General features: G+C 72.0%; 21 protein-coding genes. 11 read left to right on the top strand and 10 right to left on the bottom strand.

Annotated features, from left to right (window positions below; all coding sequences use genetic code 11):
• The first annotated feature begins 80 nt into the window (after nucleotides 1-80).
• Together ACFVHO_RS20285 and ACFVHO_RS20280 are read left to right on the top strand one after the other, a co-directional pair.
• The gene (locus ACFVHO_RS20285; RefSeq protein WP_385716193.1) at nucleotides 81-308 is read left to right on the top strand and encodes a DUF3107 domain-containing protein; all 228 of its coding nucleotides are present in this window, start codon (nucleotides 81-83) and stop codon (nucleotides 306-308) included.
• A gap of 235 nt (nucleotides 309-543) precedes the next feature.
• Nucleotides 544-813 (top strand): hypothetical protein, encoded by a 270-nt coding sequence (locus tag ACFVHO_RS20280; RefSeq protein ID WP_190114479.1) that lies wholly within the window; start codon nucleotides 544-546, stop codon nucleotides 811-813.
• A gap of 69 nt (nucleotides 814-882) precedes the next feature.
• On the opposite strand, the gene ACFVHO_RS20275 is transcribed toward ACFVHO_RS20280, so the two are convergent.
• Nucleotides 883-1,635, bottom strand: a complete 753-nt coding sequence (locus ACFVHO_RS20275; protein ID WP_385716189.1) for a ferritin-like fold-containing protein — start codon at nucleotides 1,633-1,635, stop codon at nucleotides 883-885.
• Between the two features lie 476 nt (nucleotides 1,636-2,111).
• Here ACFVHO_RS20275 and ACFVHO_RS20270 point away from each other — a divergent pair, with 476 nt between their 5' ends.
• Both ACFVHO_RS20270 and ACFVHO_RS20265 read left to right on the top strand, forming a co-directional pair.
• Nucleotides 2,112-3,704, top strand: a complete 1,593-nt coding sequence (locus tag ACFVHO_RS20270) for a DEAD/DEAH box helicase (RefSeq protein WP_385716186.1) — start codon at nucleotides 2,112-2,114, stop codon at nucleotides 3,702-3,704.
• A gap of 457 nt (nucleotides 3,705-4,161) precedes the next feature.
• Complete coding sequence (locus ACFVHO_RS20265) at nucleotides 4,162-5,064, top strand: alpha/beta fold hydrolase (protein WP_385716183.1); 903 nt, start codon at nucleotides 4,162-4,164, stop codon at nucleotides 5,062-5,064.
• A gap of 4 nt (nucleotides 5,065-5,068) precedes the next feature.
• On the opposite strand, the gene ACFVHO_RS20260 is transcribed toward ACFVHO_RS20265, so the two are convergent.
• On the bottom strand, nucleotides 5,069-6,007 hold the full coding sequence (locus ACFVHO_RS20260) for an NYN domain-containing protein (RefSeq protein ID WP_385716181.1): 939 nt from the start codon (nucleotides 6,005-6,007) through the stop codon (nucleotides 5,069-5,071).
• Nucleotides 6,008-6,222: 215 nt separating this feature from the next.
• Here ACFVHO_RS20260 and ACFVHO_RS20255 point away from each other — a divergent pair, with 215 nt between their 5' ends.
• Nucleotides 6,223-6,375, top strand: a complete 153-nt coding sequence (locus ACFVHO_RS20255) for a hypothetical protein (protein ID WP_016644538.1) — start codon at nucleotides 6,223-6,225, stop codon at nucleotides 6,373-6,375.
• A gap of 133 nt (nucleotides 6,376-6,508) precedes the next feature.
• Here the strand turns inward: ACFVHO_RS20255 and ACFVHO_RS20250 are convergent, their stop codons facing one another.
• The 3 genes from ACFVHO_RS20250 to ACFVHO_RS20240 form a co-directional block, all read right to left on the bottom strand.
• Nucleotides 6,509-7,111: a MarC family protein gene (locus ACFVHO_RS20250; protein WP_385716178.1), complete on the bottom strand. Its 603-nt coding sequence runs from the start codon at nucleotides 7,109-7,111 to the stop codon at nucleotides 6,509-6,511.
• Nucleotides 7,112-7,259: 148 nt separating this feature from the next.
• The gene (locus ACFVHO_RS20245; RefSeq protein WP_289946162.1) at nucleotides 7,260-8,135 is read right to left on the bottom strand and encodes a PHP domain-containing protein; all 876 of its coding nucleotides are present in this window, start codon (nucleotides 8,133-8,135) and stop codon (nucleotides 7,260-7,262) included.
• A 535-nt stretch (nucleotides 8,136-8,670) separates the two neighbouring features.
• Nucleotides 8,671-9,312: a DUF6758 family protein gene (locus ACFVHO_RS20240; protein WP_380857990.1), complete on the bottom strand. Its 642-nt coding sequence runs from the start codon at nucleotides 9,310-9,312 to the stop codon at nucleotides 8,671-8,673.
• Nucleotides 9,313-9,521: 209 nt separating this feature from the next.
• On the opposite strand from ACFVHO_RS20240, the gene ACFVHO_RS20235 reads away from it, so the two are divergent.
• Nucleotides 9,522-10,772: an MFS transporter gene (locus ACFVHO_RS20235; protein WP_385716174.1), complete on the top strand. Its 1,251-nt coding sequence runs from the start codon at nucleotides 9,522-9,524 to the stop codon at nucleotides 10,770-10,772.
• Nucleotides 10,773-10,805: 33 nt separating this feature from the next.
• On the opposite strand, the gene ACFVHO_RS20230 is transcribed toward ACFVHO_RS20235, so the two are convergent.
• Nucleotides 10,806-11,390 carry a suppressor of fused domain protein gene (locus tag ACFVHO_RS20230; RefSeq protein WP_385716171.1) on the bottom strand — a complete coding sequence of 195 codons (585 nt, stop codon included), beginning with the start codon at nucleotides 11,388-11,390 and terminating at the stop codon, nucleotides 10,806-10,808.
• Nucleotides 11,391-11,868: 478 nt separating this feature from the next.
• Here ACFVHO_RS20230 and ACFVHO_RS20225 point away from each other — a divergent pair, with 478 nt between their 5' ends.
• Both ACFVHO_RS20225 and ACFVHO_RS20220 read left to right on the top strand, forming a co-directional pair.
• Nucleotides 11,869-12,984 carry a magnesium and cobalt transport protein CorA gene (locus tag ACFVHO_RS20225; RefSeq protein WP_385716169.1) on the top strand — a complete coding sequence of 372 codons (1,116 nt, stop codon included), beginning with the start codon at nucleotides 11,869-11,871 and terminating at the stop codon, nucleotides 12,982-12,984.
• 31 nt (nucleotides 12,985-13,015) lie between these two features.
• On the top strand, nucleotides 13,016-13,549 hold the full coding sequence (locus ACFVHO_RS20220) for a hypothetical protein (RefSeq protein ID WP_385716167.1): 534 nt from the start codon (nucleotides 13,016-13,018) through the stop codon (nucleotides 13,547-13,549).
• Between the two features lie 36 nt (nucleotides 13,550-13,585).
• Here ACFVHO_RS20220 and ACFVHO_RS20215 read toward each other — a convergent pair whose 3' ends face one another.
• Nucleotides 13,586-14,362 carry a hypothetical protein gene (locus ACFVHO_RS20215; RefSeq protein ID WP_385716305.1) on the bottom strand — a complete coding sequence of 259 codons (777 nt, stop codon included), beginning with the start codon at nucleotides 14,360-14,362 and terminating at the stop codon, nucleotides 13,586-13,588.
• 256 nt (nucleotides 14,363-14,618) lie between these two features.
• Here ACFVHO_RS20215 and ACFVHO_RS20210 point away from each other — a divergent pair, with 256 nt between their 5' ends.
• From ACFVHO_RS20210 to ACFVHO_RS20200, 3 genes are read left to right on the top strand one after another with little or no spacing between them, the layout of a single operon-like run.
• Complete coding sequence (locus ACFVHO_RS20210) at nucleotides 14,619-15,896, top strand: magnesium transporter MgtE N-terminal domain-containing protein (RefSeq protein ID WP_385716164.1); 1,278 nt, start codon at nucleotides 14,619-14,621, stop codon at nucleotides 15,894-15,896.
• Complete coding sequence (locus tag ACFVHO_RS20205) at nucleotides 15,883-16,458, top strand: DUF1003 domain-containing protein (protein WP_385716161.1); 576 nt, start codon at nucleotides 15,883-15,885, stop codon at nucleotides 16,456-16,458. Before ACFVHO_RS20210 ends, ACFVHO_RS20205 begins: the two co-directional genes overlap by 14 nt.
• Nucleotides 16,459-16,502: 44 nt before the next feature.
• Complete coding sequence (locus ACFVHO_RS20200; protein WP_385716158.1) at nucleotides 16,503-17,636, top strand: Mrp/NBP35 family ATP-binding protein; 1,134 nt, start codon at nucleotides 16,503-16,505, stop codon at nucleotides 17,634-17,636.
• Between the two features lie 105 nt (nucleotides 17,637-17,741).
• Here ACFVHO_RS20200 and ACFVHO_RS20195 read toward each other — a convergent pair whose 3' ends face one another.
• The 3 genes from ACFVHO_RS20195 to ACFVHO_RS20185 form a co-directional block, all read right to left on the bottom strand.
• Entirely contained in the window at nucleotides 17,742-18,410 is a 669-nt protein-coding gene (locus ACFVHO_RS20195) for a hypothetical protein (RefSeq protein WP_385716155.1), read from the bottom strand.
• A gap of 307 nt (nucleotides 18,411-18,717) precedes the next feature.
• Nucleotides 18,718-19,206, bottom strand: coding sequence for a sec-independent translocase (locus tag ACFVHO_RS20190; protein WP_385716152.1), 489 nt, complete (start codon nucleotides 19,204-19,206; stop codon nucleotides 18,718-18,720).
• A 176-nt stretch (nucleotides 19,207-19,382) separates the two neighbouring features.
• Nucleotides 19,383-21,026: a trypsin-like peptidase domain-containing protein gene (locus ACFVHO_RS20185; protein WP_385716302.1), complete on the bottom strand. Its 1,644-nt coding sequence runs from the start codon at nucleotides 21,024-21,026 to the stop codon at nucleotides 19,383-19,385.
• Between the last annotated feature and the right edge of the window lie 243 nt (nucleotides 21,027-21,269).

Raw genomic sequence — 21,269 nt, 5'->3', positions numbered from 1 at the left:
CCCGTCGCCTCTCCGGGCTAATCTGTGCTGGGTACGGCGCGGGGGACCGCGCACATCACTGACCGTCGGAGGGACAAAGCGTGGAGGTCAAGATCGGCGTGCAGCACGCGCCTCGCGAGATCGTTCTGGAGAGCGGTCAGAGCGTCGAGGAGGTCGAGAGCGCGGTGTCCGACGCCCTGTCGGGCAAGGCCCAGCTGCTGACTCTGGCGGACGACAAGGGCCGCAAGATCCTGGTGCCGGCCGACCGCCTCGCGTACGTGGAGATCGGCGAGCCGACCGTGCGCAAGGTGGGCTTCGGCGCCCTGTAGGACCGCACGCGAGACGACGGAAGGGCCCGGAGGCACATCGCCTCCGGGCCCTTCCGTCATGTGCGCGCACGTGGCGGCTCCGCCGCGGGCGCCTCGACTCCGTGGTGGGTGCGCCGAGTTCACCGCCGTCCCGCGCTCCGGTGCGCGGTGGGTATGGAGGGTTGCGTTCCGGCAGCCGGGGTAAGACCGGCTACGACCGTTTTGCACCTGGTCCGTACAAGGGAGGGAACACACCGTGATCCTCGAAGCACTCGGCTCCGCACTGATCGGCCTGGCCCTCGCCTGGGCGACGGCCCGCCGCCTCCCGCACCGGCTGCCCGCACGGACGCTGGTCCTCGCGACCGGCGTGGGCGGCGCACTGATCGGAGCGTTCATCACGCACATGGCGCTCGGCCCCGGAAGCAGCCCCGCGACCCTGGTCGGAGCCCTGGCCGTGTCGGCCGCGCTCCTCTCCCTGCTGCTGCGCCCCACCCGCCGTCTGCACCGCCGCCAGGCCCCTGCCTGACGGCGGAGCGGAGTCATGAGCCAGGAGTCATGAGCCAGGACTCACGAGGCAGGAGTCACGAGCAAGGAGTCAGGCGGCAAGCCCCAGCGCCGCCATCCGCTTCGTGTGCGCCTCGGTGATCCGCGAGAACATCCGGCCGACCTCCGCCAGGTCGAACCCGTCCGCGACCCCGCCGACCAGCATCGTCGACAGGGCGTCCCGGTCGGCGACGACCCGCTGCGACTGCGAGAGGGCCTCGCCCATCAGCCGCCGCGCCCACAGCGCGAGCCGCCCGCCGACGCGCGGGTCGGCGTCGATCGCGGCCCGCACCTTCTCCACGGCGAAGCTGGCGTGGCCGGTGTCGTCGAGGACGCCGAGCACCAGGCTGCGGGTGTCCCCGTCGAGGCGCGCCGCGACCTCGCGGTAGAAGTCACTCGCGATCGAGTCGCCGACGTACGCCTTGACCAGGCCCTCCAGCCAGTCGGACGGCGCCGTCTGGCGGTGGAAGCCGTCGAGCGCCTCGACGAACGGCTCCATCGCCGCCGTCGGCTCCTCGCCGACCGCCGCGAGCCGGTCCCGCAGCCGCTCGAAGTGGTGGAACTCCGCCGACGCCATCTTCGCCAGCTCCGCCTTGTCGCCGAGGGTCGGCGCGAGCTTCGCGTCCTCCGCGAGCCGCTCGAACGCCGCGAGCTCGCCGTAGGCGAGCGCGCCGAGCAGGTCCACGACGGCGGCGCGGTACTGCGGGTCGGCGGAGGCTGTCTTCCAGTCCTGGGCCGCGACCCCGGTGGGGGCGGCGGATCCGGTTTCCTCGGGGGGCTGCGCGGCGGTGTCAGGCGTCTCCATGAAGCGCACAATAGCCCGCCCACCGGATGGCGTAAGGGCCTGGTCAACCACTGTGACGACAGCAACGTGAGGAATTCGCCGGACACGCATGCGAGATTCCGGGGTACAGTGGTAATGCGCCCGCCGAATATTCGACGGGCCGCATGAATGAGGATGCCCGGTCGGTGGCCCGATCGGCTCCGACCAGACAGCCCTCCAGGGCGTACGCACCGTGCGTACGGCAAGCGGAGGGACCCCCTCAGCGGTGTGAGCGCTCGAGCGTCGGCAGTGGTCCCGTACCACCCGGCTCGCCCGGCTCTTTCCAGCAGGCGGCCGGCAGTCCCCGGCACGGTCACGACCCCCAGCGTTCGCCTCGCGCCGCGTCTCACAGAAGAGGCATTGCCCTGACTACGACTTTCCGAGAGCTCGGGATTCTTCCCGAGACGGCTGAGGCCCTTGAGGCCGTCGGCATCATCAACCCCTTCCCCATCCAGGAGATGACGCTCCCCGTTGCCCTTTCCGGCACCGACGTCATCGGCCAGGCCAAGACCGGCACCGGCAAGACGCTGGGCTTCGGCCTGCCGCTCCTCGAGCGCGTGACCGTCCCCGCGGACGTCGAGGCCGGGCGCGCGACGCCCGAGCAGCTGACGGAGGCCCCGCAGGCCCTCGTCGTCGTCCCCACCCGCGAGCTGTGCCAGCAGGTCACCAACGACCTGCTGACCGCCGGCAAGGCGCGCAACGTCCGCGTCCTCGCCATATATGGCGGCCGTGCCTACGAACCGCAGGTCGAGGCCCTCAAGAAGGGCATCGACGTCGTCGTCGGCACCCCGGGCCGCCTGCTCGACCTGGCCGGACAGCGCAAGCTGAACCTGAAGCACGTCAAGTGCCTCGTCCTCGACGAGGCCGACGAGATGCTCGACCTGGGCTTCCTGCCCGACGTCGAGAAGATCATCAACATGCTTCCCGCGAAGCGCCAGACGATGCTCTTCTCCGCGACGATGCCGGGCGCCGTCATCGGCCTCGCCCGCCGCTACATGTCGCAGCCCACGCACATCCGCGCCACCGCGCCGGACGACGAGGGCGCGACCGTCGCGAACATCAAGCAGCACGTGTACCGCGCGCACTCCATGGACAAGCCGGAGATGGTCTCCCGCATCCTGCAGGCCGACGGCCGCGGGCTCGCGATGATCTTCTGCCGTACGAAGCGGACGGCCGCCGACATCGCCGAGCAGCTCGAGCGGCGCGGCTTCGCCTCCGGCGCGGTCCACGGCGACCTCGGCCAGGGCGCCCGCGAGCAGGCCCTGCGGGCCTTCCGCAACGGCAAGGTCGACGTGCTGGTGTGCACCGACGTCGCCGCCCGCGGCATCGACGTCGAGGGCGTCACGCACGTCATCAACTACCAGTCGCCCGAGGACGAGAAGACCTACCTCCACCGGATCGGCCGCACCGGCCGCGCCGGTGCCTCCGGCACCGCGATCACGCTCGTCGACTGGGACGACATCCCGCGCTGGCAGCTCATCAACAAGGCGCTCGACCTGGGCTTCAACGACCCGGTCGAGACGTACTCCAGCTCTCCGCACCTGTACGAGGAGCTGGACATCCCCGTCGGTACGAAGGGTGTTCTGCCGCGTGCCGAGCGCACCCGTGCCGGGCTCGACGCGGAGGAGATCGAGGACCTCGGCGAGACCGGGGCCCGTGGCGGGGGCTCGCGCGGCTCCCGTGGCGGACCGCGCCGCGGTGAGCGTGCCGCGGCCCGGCCGCAGGCCGAGGAGGCCGAGCGTCCCGCCCGTACACCGCGCCGTCGCCGCCGCACCCGCGCGGGCGCGCCCCTCGACGCCGAGGCCACGCCGACGGCGGCGCCGTCCGAGGCGGCGCCTGCGGCTGCGGCCGCGGTGACCGAGGAAGCCGCGCCGCGAACGCCGCGGCGTCGGCGTCGGACGCGTGCGGGCGAATCCGCGGCGGCCGAGCCGAAGTCGACTGCGTCGGCCCCGGCCGCCGCTACCACTGCCGCCGCCCCGGCCGCGGAGGAGGCACCGGCCAAGCCGCGCCGCCGCCGCACCCGCAAGTCGGCCGAGCCCTCGGACAGCTAGCCCACGGGGTCCTCGCCGGACACCTACCACCGCGCCCGGAGGCCCCCGCCTCCGGGCGCGTCCGCGTCTCCCCCGCCGCTCCGCGGCAAAAACATCTCCCACCCCGCCCACCCGTTTCCACTGGTCCGCAGGCGTCTGCCCGCCCGTGCCACGAGGGGCAGTTCGGCGTCAGCACCACATCTGTGCCCGGCGCCCATACCTGAGCCGGCCCCACCCTGTGGGCAGCTGGTCCGCCCAGAGGGCGATGGGGGTCCCCCCTGCTCGAGCGAAGCCGAGAGCTCGGGGGAGGGTGGGCACAGCCCAGGCCGACGGCGCCCGTGATGTGTGGGGAAGCGCACGGCCCCAGGCCGACAGCGCCTCGGCATCGGGGCAGGTGTCACCCCAACGCCCACGGCCCCGTGCCCCCGGCCGAAGGCCACCCCCCGCCCAAGGCCCAGGGGCCAGTAGCCTCGGGCGTATGAGCAGGCCCCCCACCTTCACCCCGCCCGAGGGCACCCTCGCGTACCCCCTCCGTACGGAGCGCGGCGAGTTCGCCGTGCTCGACACCCGCCCGACCGGCCAGGTCAAGGGCACCGCCTTGCTCCTGCCGGGGTACACGGGGAGCAAGGAGGACTTCATCGCCCTGCTCCAGCCCCTCGCCGAGGCCGGCTACCGCACCGTCTCCGTCGACGGTCGGGGCCAGTACGAATCCCCGGGGCCGGACGACGAATCGGCTTACGCCCAGGCCGAGTTGGCCAAGGACGTCCTGGCCCAGGCGGCAGCCACGCGCACCACGGGCGAGGGCCCGCCCCACCTGATGGGCCACTCCCTGGGCGGCCTGGTGGCCCGCGCGGCCGTCCTCCTCGCACCCCCGGGCGCCTTCGCCTCGCTCACCCTCGTCGCGTCCGGACCGGCCCGCGTCTCCCCGTCGCAGCGCACCCGCGCCACGCTCCTCACGGACGCCGTCGCGGCGCACCCGATGGACGTCGTGTGGGAGGCGATCCAGGCCATGGACCCCGTGGAGGACGTGGAGGCGGGCGTGGACGCGAACGGCGGCGGCGCCGACGCGGCGGCGCTGCGCGCCCGTTGGCTGCGCAACAACCCGGCCCAGCTCATCGCGACCGGCAAGCAACTGTGCGCCGAACCCGACCGCGTCGACGACCTCGCCGCCGTGGCCCTGCCCAAACACGTCGTGTCCGGCGAGAGCGACGACACCTGGCCCGTGCCGCTCCTCGACGAGATGGCGCGCCGCCTGGGCGCCCACCGCACCGTGGTCACGGGCGCGAACCACTCCCCCAACACCGACCGCCCCGCGGCGACGGCGGCCGCCCTGGCCGCGTTCTGGGACCGGGCCGCCGACCGCGACGGAAGCCCGCGCTAGGTCATCAGTAGCACTTCTGTAAGTGGTCCCAGAAGCCGTCCCGCAGCACCCGTCGCAGGTCGGACTGGCCGCGCAGCGAGTAGTCGAGCAGCCGCTCCGCCTCGACGAGGAGTTCCTGGTCGACGGACCCGGGCAGGTACGGGTGCCCGGGCAGCAGTCCCACCAGGGCCTCGCGGCCGCGGGCCGAGAGCCACTTCGCGGAGATCTGGGCGCCGACGAAGCGCACGTCGTCCCGTGAGGGCCGGGGCGTGGCCTGCGGGCCCTCGAACGGGACGGCGGGGCGGCGGGTCACGAACGGCTTGAAGAAGTCCGCGTCGAAGGTGCGTTGGCTGTCGACCTCCCACAGGAGCGGCTCCGCCTGGTTGCGGCCGTCGGGCGCGTCGATGCCCCACAGGTGCACGCGGGCGCCGTACCCCTGCGCCGCCTCGACCGCCGAGACCAGGTCCTCGTCGCCGCCGATGAGCGCCGCGTCGCTGATGGCGCGGTGCCGTGCCAGGGACTCCAGGTCGCTGCGGATCAGCGAGTCGACGCCCTTCTGCTGGTTGTTGGCGTTGAGGTTGCCGAGGCGCACCTTGACGTCGGGCAGCTCGGCGATCGACTGCTGTTCGGTGGTGTGGATGCGGCGTCTCGCGCCGTCGTACCAGTACACACGCAGCAGCCTGCTGTCCGCGAAGATCGTGCGCGCCTTGTCGATCAGCGCGTCGATGAGCGCCTCGGCGTCGAGCTCGAAGGACCGCCGGTCCTCGGTGCCCGCGGCGAGCCGTCCGGCGGCGGCGTACAGATAGCCGGCGTCGACGAAGATCGCATGCGTGGACGGGGTCTTCGCGACCTCGGCGAGCACGCGTTCCAGAAGGCCGTTGGTGCGCTCGAGCCGAAGGGTGATCTCACCGATCTCACGGGCCGTGCTCTCGCCGAACTCGTCAATGGTCTCGTCCATGTCCATACGAAACGCATTGTCTCGTCCGTCACTCTGCGGGCACAACCGGTAGCTGTCACTCAGCGAACACAACCGGCCGCGATACAGTGACGAAACGCGGCGTTCATTAGCCTCGCGAAAATTTTCTTTAGCGTAGGGAATGTTTGAGGGAGTCAAGCCGTTGCACCCTACGTAGCCAGCAGTTCTCCTTCAGGAGGATCACCAGACGAAGGGAGAAGCCCATGCGCTTCGAAATCATGCGACTCGACGACGTCGACGGCACCGCCGTGGACACGACCGTCGTGGACGCCGCCTCCGTCAACCGGATCGTGCAGCAAGCCGCAGCCATAGGGCAGCGCCTCTACATCCGTCCGGCCGACGCCTCGGCCTCATAACGGCGCCGAACGGCCTCATCACACACTTCAGAGCCCTGTACGACACCGGCGCGTCCGGTGCCGTACAGGGCTCTGTGCGTAGTCGGTGTCACCCGCACGGCGCAATCGCGCCGCCGGGGTCGACCGGCACGGCTCAACCGCCGCGGATCACCTGCGTGACGCCGTTGATGATCTGCTGCACGGCGATCGCCGACAGCATCATTCCGGCGAGCCGCGTCACCAGGACCACACCGCCGTCCTTGATGACGCGGATGATCAGCAGCGAGAAGCGCATCGTCACGAACAGCACCACGTGGATGGCCAGAATCGCCGCCCACACGGAGACCTGCTCCATGCCGTCGGCGTGCTGCACGGCCAGGATCACCTGCACGATCGCGCCGGGCCCGGCGAGCAGCGGCATGCCGAGCGGGACCAGGGCGACGTTGACGTCCTTGGTCTGCTGCGGCTCGTCGGTCTTGCCGGTGAGCAGGTCGAGCGCGACCAGGAGCAGCAGCAGACCGCCCGCGATCATCAGCGCCTGGGTGGAGACGTGCAGATAGTCGAGGATCTGCTGGCCCACGACGCCGAAGACGGCGATGACCCCGAAGGCCACGCACACGGCCTGGAAGGCCATCTTCTTCTGGACCTTGGCGGGGCGGCCCGAGGTCAGCGCGAGGAAGATCGGCGTGATCCCAGGGGGGTCCATGATGACAAAAAGAGTGAGAAAGAGGGATCCGAAGACGGCGACGTCGAACACAGTGATGGCCTTGCAGAGGAGAGTCGTACAGAGAACAGCGGGCGGTGGCCCGGGGACGCGTACCGCGGACGACGGCAGCGCGTGCCGCGGACGGTGGTGGTGGAGCGATGCGGGGAAAGGGGTGGCGCGTTGCGCGGACGGTGGCGCGTTACGCCGACGGGCCTCCGCCCGCGCCCGGCACCGGGAACGCTCCCGTGGCCCGGCGCGTGATCTCGCCGTAGATCTCGGGGTCGGTGGTGTACTCCCCGAGCACGCACGTCTTACGCGTGCCGTGGTAGTCGCTCGACCCGGTGACGAGCAGGCCCAGGTCGGCGGCGAGGCCGCGCAGCCGGGGGCCGGACTCGGGCGCGTACGCCAGCTGTTCCGGGTGGTCGACCTCGATGCCGTCGAGGCCCGCCGCGGCCAGCTCGGCGATCGCCGACTCGGGCACCACCTTGCCGCGCTGGGCGGCGGCGGGGTGCGCGAAGACGGTGACGCCGCCCGCGGCCTTGACCAGGCGTATCGCGTCGAAGGGGTCGAGTTCGTGCTTCTCGGCGTAGGCGCGGCCGCCGTCGGCGAGCCAGTCGGGCGTGAAGGCGGCCGAGACGTCCGGTACGACGCCGAGCTCGACGAGGGCCTCCGCGACGTGCGGGCGGCCGACGGAGCCGTCGCCCGCGATGCGCGCCACCTGCTCCCAGGTGACGGGAACGCCGAGCTCCTGGAGCTTGCCGACCATCGCCTTGGCGCGCGGCACACGGTCGTCGCGGACGAGTTCGCGCTCCCGGGCCAGGTCCGGCTCCTCGGGGTCGAAGAGGTACGCCAGCATGTGCATCCCCACACCGTCGAGGCGGCACGACAGCTCGGCGCCGGTGACGAGGGTGAGGCCGGGCGGCAGCGCGGCGATCGCCTCGGCGTGGCCGCGGGTGGAGTCGTGGTCGGTCAGCGCGACGACGTCCAGGCCGGCCGCGGCGGCGTTCCGCACCAGCTCGGCCGGGGTGTCCGTGCCGTCGGAGGCGGTGGAGTGGGTGTGCAGGTCAATTCGCACGCAGGGCTCCACGCTTTTCGGGACGGACGGGGGGACGCCCCAGTCTAACGTTCCCCCACCCCCACCTGGGGCACCGCCGATCCGGCGCTCCGCGCCGGGTCCTCAATCTCCCCCAAGCTCTTAAGGAGCAGGGGGGACCCCCACGACGGGCTCTCTCCCACCCACCCGCCCGAACTCGCACCACCTGACCAATAGCCCGGCACCCTCAACCCCGCAAGGGCGGACCCCGGTCGCGCTCCGCGCTCGTCCTCAAACGCCGGACAGGCTCTCTCCCACCCACCCGCCCCCACCTGCACCAGCTGAGCAACCGCACGGCACCCTCAGCCCCGAAACAGCTCACGCCGCCGCGCCTCTCCGGCCCACCCCGGGGGAAGTTTCAGCCCGTCCGGCGATTGAGGACGAGGCGCGGAGCGCCGATTCGGCGGCTGACCGTCCCACCCGAACGGGACACCCACCCCCGGGGGCCCAGGGGCGAAGCCCATGGTTTCGGGAAAGGGGCGGGACTGGGGCGCCCCGCGAAGGACAGCGCACCGCCCTATGGCATCAGCAGCCGCGGCGACAGCGCCCCGCACGGCACCAGATCGACCTCGGCCCCGGCGTCCCGCAGGTCCGTGAGGACGAGCTCGTCGTACATGAGCAGCCCCGACTGCTCGGGCCAGGCGATGGCCCAGAGCCAGAGCCCCCGCGCCTCCCCCGCGAACACGGCCCGGTCGTCGGGCGCCCCCGGCACGTGCCACATGGCCGTGGGCCGCCCGGCGGCGAGCACCTTGGCCTGGGCGGGCTTGCCGACACTCATGGAGGGCCCGGGGTCGGGCCCGTCGATGCCCGCGTACCGCGCCCCGAGCCCGACCCCCAACTCCTCGGCGACGAGCACGAGTTCACCGACACCACCGAGCGGCGCGGGCCCGGAGCAGGCGACGGCGGTGGCCCGGCCGCCACTGCGGTCGTCCCCGGCGCAGGTCACCCCGGTGAAGAGCCATCCGACGGGCAGCGGCCACGGCATCCACACGGGCACGTGCGCCCGGCGCACCACGACCTGGAGGGCCTCGACGCTGGGCGGGATCACGGGCTGCAGCGGGTGCACCGTGCCGTGCACATCGCACTGCCAGGAGTCGGCAAAGAGGCCGGGAGCCCTGACCCGGCCACCACACTTCGGGCAACTGGGTTCGCCCCTCATAGCGCTCAACGGTCCTCTCCAGGCGGCGCCCCGTCAAGGACGATCACCCGTCCGGAGGCCGCCTCCACGTCGCTCCCCGCTACTTTCCCGGGCCCACCACCAGGCAAAACTACATGTAGGTTGCATTAATTAGCTCGGCTAACTTATTATGTGTATACGTCAACGATCTACGAACGATCCATGTCCGGAAGCACACGAAGGAGCTGCGGATGACCACCCCCACAGCCGGAGCACACGAGGATCCCTTCGACGCCGGTGCCGCAGGACTGCTGCGGCAGCCGAAGGCGGTGTGGGCCACGGCGGGCGCGTCCGTCGTGGCGTTCATGGGCATCGGCCTCGTCGACCCGATCCTGCCGTCCATCGCCCAGGGCCTCGACGCCACGCCGAGCCAGGTCTCGCTCCTGTTCACCTCGTACTTCCTGATCACCGCCGTCGCGATGCTGGTGACCGGCTTCGTCTCCAGCCGCATCGGCGGCAAGAAGACCCTGCTCGCCGGGCTCGCCCTGGTCGTGGTGTTCGCCGGACTCGCGGGCACCTCCGGCTCCGTCGGCGAACTCGTCGGCTTCCGCGCCGGCTGGGGCCTCGGCAACGCGCTGTTCGTGTCCACCGCGCTCGCGGTCATCGTGGGCGCCGCCGCCGGGGGCAGCGCGGCGGCGATCCTGCTGTACGAGTCCGCGCTCGGCCTCGGCATGGCGTGCGGGCCGCTCCTCGGCGCACTGCTCGGCGACGCCAGCTGGCGCTACCCGTTCTTCGGCACTGCGGCCCTGATGGCCGTCGGCTTCCTGTGCATCACCGCGTTCCTGAAGGAGCAGCCGAAGCCCGCGCGCAAGACCTCGCTGCTCGACCCGATCAAGGCGCTCGGCCACGGCGGTCTCGCCTCGGCGGCCGCGTCGGCGTTCTTCTACAACTACACGTTCTTCACGGTCCTGGCCTTCACGCCGTTCGTCCTGAACATGACCCCGTACAAGTCGGGTGCGGTGTTCTTCGCCTGGGGCGTGCTGCTCGCGGTGTTCTCCGTGCTCGTCGCGCCCCGGCTCCAGGCGCGGTTCGGCTCCCTGAAGGTGCTCGGCGGCTCACTGGTGCTGCTCGCCGCGGACGTCCTCGTGCTCGGGTACGGCAGCCACACCGCCGCCGTCGTCTGCACGATCCTGTCCGGCGCCTTCATCGGCGTGAACAACACCGTCTACACGGAGCTCGCCCTCGGCGTCTCGGACGCGCCGCGGCCCGTGGCCAGCGCCGGCTACAACTTCGTACGCTGGTTCGCCGCCGCCGCGGCCCCCTACTTCGCGCCGAAGATCGAGGAGTGGAGCGACATCCACATCCCGTTCGTGGTCGCGGCCGTCACGGCGGTGCTCGGCGCGGTCGTCGTCTGGGTCCGCCGGAGCGCGCTCTCGGACGAGGCGGAGGAGCTGGAGACCCGGCACGCCACGGAGGACGGCGTGACCGTGTTCGCCAACTGAGGCCGACGGACGTCCAGTCCGGCGGTGGAGACCTCAGTCCAGCGGTACGGACTTGCGCAGCGGATCGCGCAGGTCCGTGCCGCTGTTCAGCCAGCGCTCCTGGAGGGCCCCCGCGCCGTGCACCCGCTTCCACGCCGCCTCGTTGGGCGTCATCGGGAGCAGCGGCAGGAACTGGACGGGGTCCATGGGCGCGTCCAGGTCCAGGTCCTCGACGAGGCCGCCCGGCTCGGCCACCAGGACCGACGTGAACGACGCGCCCGGCCACAGCGGCTCGCCCACGTCGAGGGAGGCGCCCGGCGCCACCACGAGCCCCTCCACCTGCGGAGACGCGGCGAGCACGGCCAGCGGGCGGAGCACCTTGTCGGTGTCGACGAGCCCGCCGCGTACGGAAAGGACCAACTCCGCGCGCGGGCCCTTGACCGGGTCGGCCAGCACGGCCGTGGGGTCGGTCATCGGGTGGGCGGACATGCCGAGCGTGGCGTACCGCACGACGTCCCCGTCCGTGAAGCGCACCACTTCGATGCGGTCCGTGCCCAGGAACGTCACCGCCGCGCGTGCGTCCGGTTCCCCCAGGCCGCTACGGAGCCGGGCCTCGACCAGCGCAAGAACATCTGCCATGACGCGAGCATAGAACTCGTCAGTGATGGGTAAAGGTGGGGGTTCGGCTGCCAGTCGGCTGATACTGTTGGCCGCTGGCCCGGGCAGCACGCAGAAGCGTCGCCTTCAAGCCCGGACGCAGGACGGCGCCTTACGCGCCAGGGACCTCCCCTACGGGGGACCGGCCGGAGGAGGTGGGGCTGCAGTGGATCGAAGTCGACCGTGCAGTACCACTCGCTCTTCCGCCCGCTGAACATCCCGCAGCAGCGTAGCTGCGGCCGTGCGCACGGCCCCCTCCGGACGACCCGTCCGTTTCCGGCCTGTACCGCGCACGACGGAAGAGCACCGCGTTTCACCTGATCTGCATCAGTAGCGTTGCTGCCACCGCGACGGTGCGGTGCTCCCCGCTTTGTGGACGTGCCAGATCCCGCAGCAGGACGTCCCCATTCCGGGCAGTTCCAACCGTCGCCGGCGGCCCTTTCGTCGAAGGAGCCTGCCCATGTCGATGATCCGTGACCTGCGTGACGCCGTGCGCCCGTCCCAGCGCAAGGACAGCACCTCCTACAGCTCGTACGACACCACCCGCGACCCCAGCGCCGTCTCCGCCGTCGTCGACTGCGCCGTCTACCGCGACGGCCGCCGCGTCGCCTGCGACGACACCCTCACGCCGCACGAGGCGATGCTCCAGGTGCGCCGCGACGGCGGCTTCGCCTGGATCGGCCTGCACGAGCCGACGGAGGCCGAGTTCGCCGGGATCGCCGCCGAGTTCGGGCTGCACCCGCTGGCCGTGGAGGACGCCGTCCACGCCCACCAGCGGCCCAAGCTGGAGCGCTACGACGACACCCTCTTCACGGTCTTCAAGACCATCCACTACGTCGAGCACGCCGAACTCACCGCCACCAGCGAGGTCGTCGAGACCGGCGAGGTCATGTGCTTCACCGGCCGGGACTTCTTCATCACCGTCCGGCACGGCGGCCACGGCTCGCTGCGCGCGCTGCGCCGCCGCCTCCAGGACGAGCCGGAGCTGCTCGCCAAGGGCCCCTCCTCGGTCCTGCACACCATCGCCGATCACGTCGTCGACGGCTATCTCGCCGTCGCCGACGCCATGCAGGTCGACATCGACGACGTCGAGAACGAAGTGTTCGCGGCCACCGGCAAGGGCGTCTCGCGCGGTGTCGACGCCGGGCGGATCTACCAGCTCAAGCGCGAGGTCCTGGAGTTCAAGCGCGCGGTGTCGCCGCTGCTCCGCCCCATGCAGCTGCTCAGCGAGCGGCCCATGCGGCTCGTCGACCCCGACATCCAGAAGTACTTCCGCGACGTCGCCGACCACCTCGCGCGCGTCCAGGAGCAGGTCCTCGGCTTCGACGAACTCCTCAACTCCATCCTCCAGGCCAACCTCGCCCAGGCCGCCGTCGCGCAGAACGAGGACATGCGCAAGATCACGTCCTGGGCGGCCATCATCGCCGTACCGACGGCCGTGTGCGGTGTCTACGGCATGAACTTCGACCACATGCCGGAGCTGCACTGGCGGTTCGGCTACCCGATGGTGCTCGGCCTCATCGGCACCGTCTGCTACACGATCCACCGCACGCTGAAGCGAAACGGCTGGCTCTGAGGCGCGTTGCGGGCCTCGCTAAGCTCTCCGCATGACTGCTGACGCCCTGTTCGACCGCGCCCTCGTCGAGGAGGCCACGAAGAAGTCGGGGCTGATCTGGGTGCGCGGCGCCGCGCCCGACGGCCCCGTCCGGGCCCTGTGGCACGTCTGGGTCGACGGCGCGGCCCACCTCGTCGGGGACGGCCCCGGCGAGCAGCCGCTGCCGGACCTCGTGGACGGTGCGAACGCCGAGGTGACCGTGCGCAGCAAGGACAAGGGCGGCCGCGTGATCGCCTGGACCGCGGCGGTGACGGAGCTCGCGCCCCGCTCCGAGGCGTGGGAGGCGGCCGTCGCCGAACTCAAGGGCAAGCGCCTGAACGCCCCCGACGGGGAGCAGATGGTGGAGCGCTGGGCCGCGGAGTGCCGGGTGCTGCGGCTGACGCCGGGCGAGGCGAACACGGACCTGCCGGACGGCTCCCTCGCGGCGGCCCCGCTGCCGACGGACGCGACGACCCGCAAGCCCGTCCCCGCGGCGCTGCCGCGGCTGCTCCTCGGCCGCAAGAGGAAGCAGAAGAAGCAGCGGTGAGGAGGGCGGCCCGCGCCGCCCGAGCACCGCGTCCCCTCACTGCGTGGGCAGCTGCTTCCCGTAGTCCACCGTCTCGTCCTTGCCGGGCTCCTCCAGGACGAACTCCTTGCCCCACTCGGTGAGCCGCAGCGTGCCCGCGCCGCCCGCGCGCTGGAGCCGCAGCGGATACGGTTCGCCTTCCAGGGACACATCCAGCGTGCCGCCCGCGCCCTCGTCCCCCGCGATCTTGATGACCCGCCGCGCGCCCGAGTCGGACCGCTCGCCCTTCGACAGCTTCCCGTGCAGCGCGAGCGTGCCGTCGAGCATCAGGTCCTTGTCGGTGAAGCCGCTCAGCTGCTGGTACGAGGGGTCGCCCGCGGGCACCTTCACGAACTTGCCGTTGAGCTTCGCCGCCGCTGACCGGTCGCCCGCCTTCCCCTCGACGCCCCCGGCACCCCCGGTCTCGTTCTGGTGCTTCCAGAAGCCCGAGTCGGCCTTCAGGTACAGGTGCTCGCCGACCCGGAGGAGCTGAAACGTCCCGCCCTTGAAGGTCACCGAGCCTTCGCCGCCCGAGCCCTTGAGGCGCATGTCGAGCTTGTAGGTCTGGCCCTTGCTGACGACGGTGCCGGAGAGGCGGACCGCGTCGGCGCCCTTGGCCGCCTGCCGCGTCTTGCTCTGGATCTTCGCGGCGGACAGCTTGCCGACGCCGTTGGTGCCCGCGTCCGGGTCCTCGCCGCCGCCACCGCAGGCCGTCAGCCCGGCACAGCCCACCACGAGCCCCGCGCACACCGCGGTCACCCGCACCGACCTTCGGGTACGGCGGGCCTGTCGCATCGCAGTCACAGGTGGCGCTGCCTCTCGTGCGGACGTCCTCTACGGCGGCGGCCGTAGCGCGCGGCTACGGCCTGGCGTACCGCAGCGTACCGGTGCCGCGGACCCGCCTCCGCGCCAGTCCGTACGGACGTCTCACCAGGCCGGATGCGGCTTGCAGGGGCTAGCCTGGGGCGCGTACGACAGATCGTACAAATGCTCCTGAAAGCGACATGGATCGATACGACCAGCGGTAGTGAGCAGCAGGGAGGCGCCGCGCATGGCGGCAAGCGCGCCCCGGATCTTCGTCTCGCACCTGGCGGGCACCGCCGTCTTCGACCCGAACGGGGACGAGGTGGGCCGGGTGCGTGACCTCGTCGTCATGCTCAGGGTGGGCCGCAGGCCGCCCAGGCTGCTCGGCCTGGTCGTGGAACTCGCCACGCGCCGCCATATCTTCCTGCCCATCACCCGGGTCACCGGCATCGAGTCGGGCCAGGTCATCACCACCGGCGTGCTGAACGTGCGGCGCTTCGAGCAGCGCCCGACGGAGCGGCTGATCCTCGGCGAGATGCTGGACCGCCGGGTGCGTCTGGTGGACAGCGGCGAGGAGGTGACGGTCCTCGACATCTCCGTGCAGCGGCTCCCGGCCCGCCGTGACTGGGAGGCCGACCGGGTCTTCGTGAGAAAGGGCAAGGGAGGCGCCTTCCGGCGCAAGGGCGAGACGCTGACCGTCGACTGGGCGGCCGTCGACGGGTTCTCCCTGGAGGAGCACGGGCAGGGCGCGGAGAGCCTGCTCGCCACGTTCGAGCAGCTGCGCCCCGCCGACCTCGCCAACGTGCTGCACCACCTGTCGCCGAAGCGGCGCGCGGAGATCGCCGCCGCGCTCGACGACGACCGGCTCGCGGACGTCCTGGAGGAGCTGCCGGAGGACGACCAGATCGAGATCCTCGGCGCCCTGAAGGAGGAGCGCGCCGCCGACGTCCTGGAGGCGATGGACCCGGACGACGCCGCCGACCTCCTCGCCGAGCTGCCGGAGGACGACAAGGAGCGCCTGCTCACCCTGATGCAGCCGGACGACGCGGCCGACGTGCGCCGGCTCATGGCGTACGAGGAGCGCACGGCGGGCGGTCTGATGACGACCGAGCCGATCGTGCTGCGGCCGGACGCCACGGTCGCCGACGCCCTCGCGCGGGTGCGCCAGGAGGACCTCTCCCCCGCGCTCGCCGCGCAGGTGTACGTGTGCCGCCCGCCGGACGAGACCCCGACCGGCAAGTACCTGGGCGCCGTGCACTTCCAGCGCCTCCTTCGCGACCCGCCGTACACGCTCGTCGGCTCGATCCTCGACGACGACCTGCGGCCGCTGCGCCCGGAGGCCGAGCTGCCGGTCGTGGCGGGCTTCTTCGCCGCGTACGACATGGTGTCGGCGCCGGTCGTCGACGAGAGCGGTTCGCTGCTCGGCGCGGTCACCGTCGACGACGTGCTCGACCACATGCTGCCCGAGGACTGGCGGGAGACGGAGTACCACCTCCAGGAGGGGGCCGGTCATGGCGGCGGCTGAGCGGGAGCGGGACAAGGAACGGGACCGGGACCGGGAGGCGCGCGGCCGGGGCCGGTTCCGGCTCGACCAGCCGCGCGCGCCGCGCCGCAAGCTCCTTCCCGACTACGACCCGGAGGCCTTCGGGCGGCTCTCGGAGCGGATCGCGCGCTTCCTCGGGACGGGCCGGTTCATCGTCTGGATGACGGTCGTCATCATCATGTGGGTCGTCTGGAACGTCTCCGCCCCGGCCGGCCTGCGCTTCGACCAGTACCCGTTCATCTTCCTGACCCTGATGCTCTCTCTGCAGGCCTCGTACGCCGCCCCGCTGATCCTGCTGGCACAGAACCGTCAGGACGACCGCGACCGCGTCACCCACGAGCAGGACCGCAAGAGCAACGAGCGGTCCATCGCGGACACCGAGTACCTCACCCGCGAGATCGCGTCGCTGCGCCTCGGCCTCGGCGAGGTCGCGACCCGCGACTGGATCCGCTCCGAACTCCAGGACCTGGTCAAGGAGCTGGAGGAGCAGCGCGAGGTATTCCCGTCCGACGACCCTCGCGCACGTGACGTAGGCGACCACTGACAGGCCTTTCCTGGGACCAGTTACCGCGCCGTACTATCGGGTGTATGGCTACGGAAGACGCGGTGCGCGAAGCACTGGCGACGGTGAACGACCCCGAGATCCAGCGACCCATCACCGAGTTGGGGATGGTCAAATCGGTGGAGATCGGCGCCGACGGCGCGGTCGCCGTCACCGTCTACCTGACGGTCTCCGGCTGCCCCATGCGCGAGACGATCACGAAGAACGTCACGGACGCGGTCGCCGCCGTCGAGGGCGTCACGCGCGTCGACGTCACCCTGGACGTGATGAGCGACGAGCAGCGCAAGGAGCTGGCCGCGGCGCTGCGCGGCGGCACCGCCGAACGTGAGGTCCCCTTCGCCAAGCCCGGCTCCCTGACCCGTGTGTACGCGGTCGCGTCCGGCAAGGGCGGCGTCGGCAAGTCGTCCGTGACGGTGAACCTGGCGGCGGCTATGGCCGCCGACGGCCTGAAGGTCGGCGTCGTGGACGCGGACATCTACGGCCACAGCGTGCCGCGGATGCTGGGCGCCGAGGGGCGCCCCACCCAGGTCGAGAACATGATCATGCCGCCGTCGGCGAACGGCGTGAAGGTCATTTCGATCGGCATGTTCACCCCGGGCAACGCACCCGTCGTGTGGCGCGGCCCGATGCTGCACCGCGCGCTCCAGCAGTTCCTCGCCGACGTCTTCTGGGGCGACCTGGACGTGCTGCTCCTCGACCTGCCGCCGGGCACGGGCGACATCGCGATCTCCGTCGCGCAGCTCGTCCCGAACGCGGAGATCCTCGTCGTCACCACCCCGCAGCAGGCCGCCGCCGAGGTCGCCGAGCGCGCGGGCTCCATCGCCGTGCAGACCCACCAGAAGATCGTCGGCGTGGTCGAGAACATGTCCGGGCTGCCCTGCCCGCACTGCGACGAGATGGTCGACGTGTTCGGCACCGGCGGCGGCCAGAAGGTCGCCGAGGGCCTGACGAAGACCACGGGCGCGACCGTGCCGGTGCTCGGCTCCATCCCGATCGACGTGCGCCTGCGCGAGGGCGGCGACGAGGGCAAACCCGTCGTCCTCACCGACCCGGACTCGCCCGCGGGCAGCGCCCTGCGCACCATCGCGGGCAAGCTGGGCGGCCGCCAGCGCGGGCTGTCGGGCATGTCGCTGGGGATCACGCCGCGCAACAAGTTCTGAGTGACGCGGAAGGGGGCGCCGTCGGTGTGACGGCGCCCCCTTCGCGTTCGTGCGGTGGCGCGGGAACCCGCGCGCGGTGGTACTCACGCGTACTCGCGGTGGTCCTTACGCGTACTCGGCGATGTCCTTGATCACCGAGAAGCCGAGGCCGTACGCGCTCATGCCGCGCCCGTACGCCCCCAGATGCACCCCTCCCTCGGTGGAACCGGCGAGCACCCAGCCGTACTCGGACTCCCGGTAGTGGAACGAGGTCGGGACCCCGTCCACGGGCAGGGAGAGCGTCGACCAGTCGGACCCGTGCAGGTCGTCCGCGAGCACCCAGGCGGTCTCCGTCTGCTGGTCGAGCCAGTCGTCCCGCAGGCTGTGGTCCATCTGGCCGGGCCAGGTGAAGGACAGCAGCCCCACTCCGGCGAGCCAGGCCGCGGAGGACACCGAGGTCGCCTCCAGGACGCCGGTGCCGTCGGCGCTGCGCCGCACCGGGTTGGCGGCGATGGTCACCACGACCGCGAACCGCTCCTTGTCGCCGTTCCCGAAGGAACCCTCCGCCCTGACCGACGGCTCGTCACCGTGACCGATGGAGCCGTGCTCGACGGCCCCGTCCGCGGCCGTACCGACCTGCATCAGCCAGCGCGGTCCCGTGAAGGCCTCGTCCAGGCCGTACCAGGGGAAGGGCGCCAGCAGGTAGCCGTCGACCGTGCGCCGGGCGGAGGGCACCGCTTGCGCGGCACCATCCGCGGCTGGCGCCTGCGCGCCCACCCGACTTGTCGTCTCCATGTACCCGGCCGCCTCCTCGCTCTCGTCGGTCCGGAGCGGCCCGCCCCCCTCGGGCGTCCTCACGCCGGACAACAAGGCAGGATAGCCACACCGGTTCCGGATGCCGGTGAACCGGTCGGCGGAAGGGGTGTTCGTGACGGCCCCGACCAGGCCGTGGCGGGCGCCGGGCGGCGCATCTCGGACACGCTCCGGCGCACGCGGGCGCCGGGGGTGGCGTGGGATTCGACGGGACCGCCGTGCGGTGTCGGTCGGCCCGGACGGGGGCCGTCAGGCGGCGGCGGGCCGCGTCAGATGACGCCGGCTCGGCTCAGGTGGCGTCCGCGTCGAACGGCGGCGGGTCGCCTGCCGCCGGTTTTCCGGGCTCGGGTCGCTTCTCCATGTCGATACGGCCCGCGCCGGAGCCGTTCGCCGACGCGGTCGTGGACCCCGCGGCGCCCGTGGCCCGGCTGCCCGAGTCCTCGCCGGAATCGCTGTCGCGCCCGTGCACGGCGTCCGCGACTTCGGCCATTTCCTTCTTCAGGTCGAAGCCGTTGCGGATTTCCTTCAGGCCGAGATCGTCGTTCTCCATCTGCTTGCGGATGAACTTCTTCGGGTTCAGGTCTTCGAACTCGAAGTCCTTGAATTCCGGGCCCAGTTCATTCCGTATGTCCTGCTTCGCGCTGTCGGAGAATTGGCGGATCTTGCGAATGGTCCGCGTCACGTCCTGAATGAGCTTCGGCAGCTTGTCCGGGCCGAAGATGAGCACGGCGAGGATGACCAGCGTCACTATCTCGAGTGCGCCAATGTCGTTGAACACCTTGAAAGCTCCTTGCCGTCCGGACCGTGTCTACGGTACCCGCCGTGGCTGTCCGTCCGGTAGCCGCACGGCGACAACGCGGCCAACGCGGGACGGTGCGCCTGAGCGCTGGACCAGGCGAGGTCGGGGCACCCTGGGCGCTGGACCTGGCGGCCCCGCTGCTCCCCGCCTCCCCGCTACTCCCCGCTCGCCGTGCCGAGGACCAGCGTCACCTTGCGCTCGTCGCCGCCGCGCTCGACGGTCAGCTCCAGGCGGTCCTTCGGGCGGTGGGCGCGGACCTTGACGATCAGCTCGTCGCCGGAGTGCACGCGCTGGCCGTCCACGGCCGTGATCACGTCGCCCGGCTTCAGGCCCGCCTTGGCGCCGGGCCCGCCGCGGTTGACGGCCGGTCCGCCGTTCCGGCTCTCGCGCGCGATCCGGGCGCCGTCGCCGGTGAACTGCTTGTCGATGGTGACGCCGATGACGGGGTGCGTGGCCCGGCCGGTGTTGATGAGTTCCTCGGCGACGCGCTTGCCCTGGTTGATGGGTATGGCGAAGCCGAGGCCGATGGAGCCGGACTGGCCGCCGTCGGGGCCGGAGTCGTTGCCCGCGGAGCGGATGGCGCTGTTGATGCCGATGACACGGGCCCGGGAGTCAACGAGGGGCCCGCCGGAGTTCCCCGGGTTTATCGGCGCGTCCGTCTGCAGCGCGTTGACGTACGAGACGTCGCTGCCGTCGCCCTTCTCGCCGCCCGCCGTGATGGGGCGCTCCTTGGCGCTGATGATGCCCGAGGTGACGGTGTTGGCGAGGTCGAAGGGCGCGCCGATGGCCACGACGGGGTCGCCCACTCGGACGTTCTCGGAGTTGCCGAGGGGCAGCGGCTTGAGTCCGCGGACGCCGGAGACCTTGACGACGGCCAGGTCGTAGCCCGCGTCACGGCCGACGACCTTGGCGCTCGCCGTCTCGCCGCCGCTGAAGGTGACCGATATGTCGCCGCCGGAGCCGCCGGGCTCGACCACGTGGTTGTTGGTGAGGATGTGGCCCTTGGCGTCGAGGACGAAGCCGGTGCCGGTGCCCGCGCCTTCGTCGCCGCGGACGTGCAGCGTCACGACGCCGGGCAGCGCGCTCGCCGCGATCCCGGCGACGCTGTCCTTGGAACGCTTCTGGGACCCGGACTCGGCCTGCGGCAGCTCCACGTCGCTCCCGAACCCGCCGTCGCGCTCCAGCTTCGCCCCGACGACACCACCGATCCCACCCGCGACCAACGCGATCACCACGGCCCCGAGGACAAGCACCCGCCGCCCCCGCCGACGCCGCTGCCGCTCGGTCTCGACGGCGGCACCGGTCTGCTGCAGCGGGGCACTCCAGGGGTCATAACGCTGCCAGGGCCCACCGGCCCCGGCGCCTCCGGCCCCACCGGCTCCTGGTCCAGCGACTCCGGCTCCTGGTCCAGCGACTCCGGCTCCGGCGACCTCGGGCGCGACGGCTGCCGCTCCGGGGTTCGGCTGAGCGGTCGCGCCGGGCGCAGGGGTGCCGTGGACCGGCGATCCATGAGGCGTCGCCCCGTGGGCTGCGGCCTCCGGGTGCGGGGGGTTGGGGTGGGCGGTTCCGTGCGGGGGTGTGCCGGGGGCGGCGGGTGACGGCGTGCTGGGGGGCGGGGTGGCGTGTGAGGGGGCGCCTTGGGGCGGGGTGGCCGAGGGGGCGCCCTGGGGCGGGGTGCCATGGGTGTCGGGGGCGTGCCCGTCGGCGGCGGTGTGCTGGGGAGTGCCGGGGGGCGGGGTGCCGGGCACGGGAGTGCCGTGGGGGGAGGTGGGCTGCTGGGCGGTGCCGGGTGCGGGCATGGCCTGGGGCGGGGCCCCGTGGCTGTGCGGCACGTGACCTTGGGCAGCGGCCTGCTGGGGGACGCCGGGGGTCGGGGTGCCGGGCACGGGAGCGCCCTGGGCGGAGGTGGGCTGCTGGGCGGCGCCGGGTGCGGGCATGGCCTGCGGCGGGGCCCCGTGGCTGTGCGGCACGTGACCTTGGGCAGCGGCCTGCTGGGGCACACCGGAATCCGGGGTGCCGGGCACGGGAGTCCCGTGGGCCGA

It is taken from the genome of Streptomyces sp. NPDC127108, assembly GCF_042677545.1.
Taxonomy (GTDB): domain Bacteria; phylum Actinomycetota; class Actinomycetes; order Streptomycetales; family Streptomycetaceae; genus Streptomyces.
This window is presented reverse-complemented; position numbering and strand designations above follow the sequence as displayed.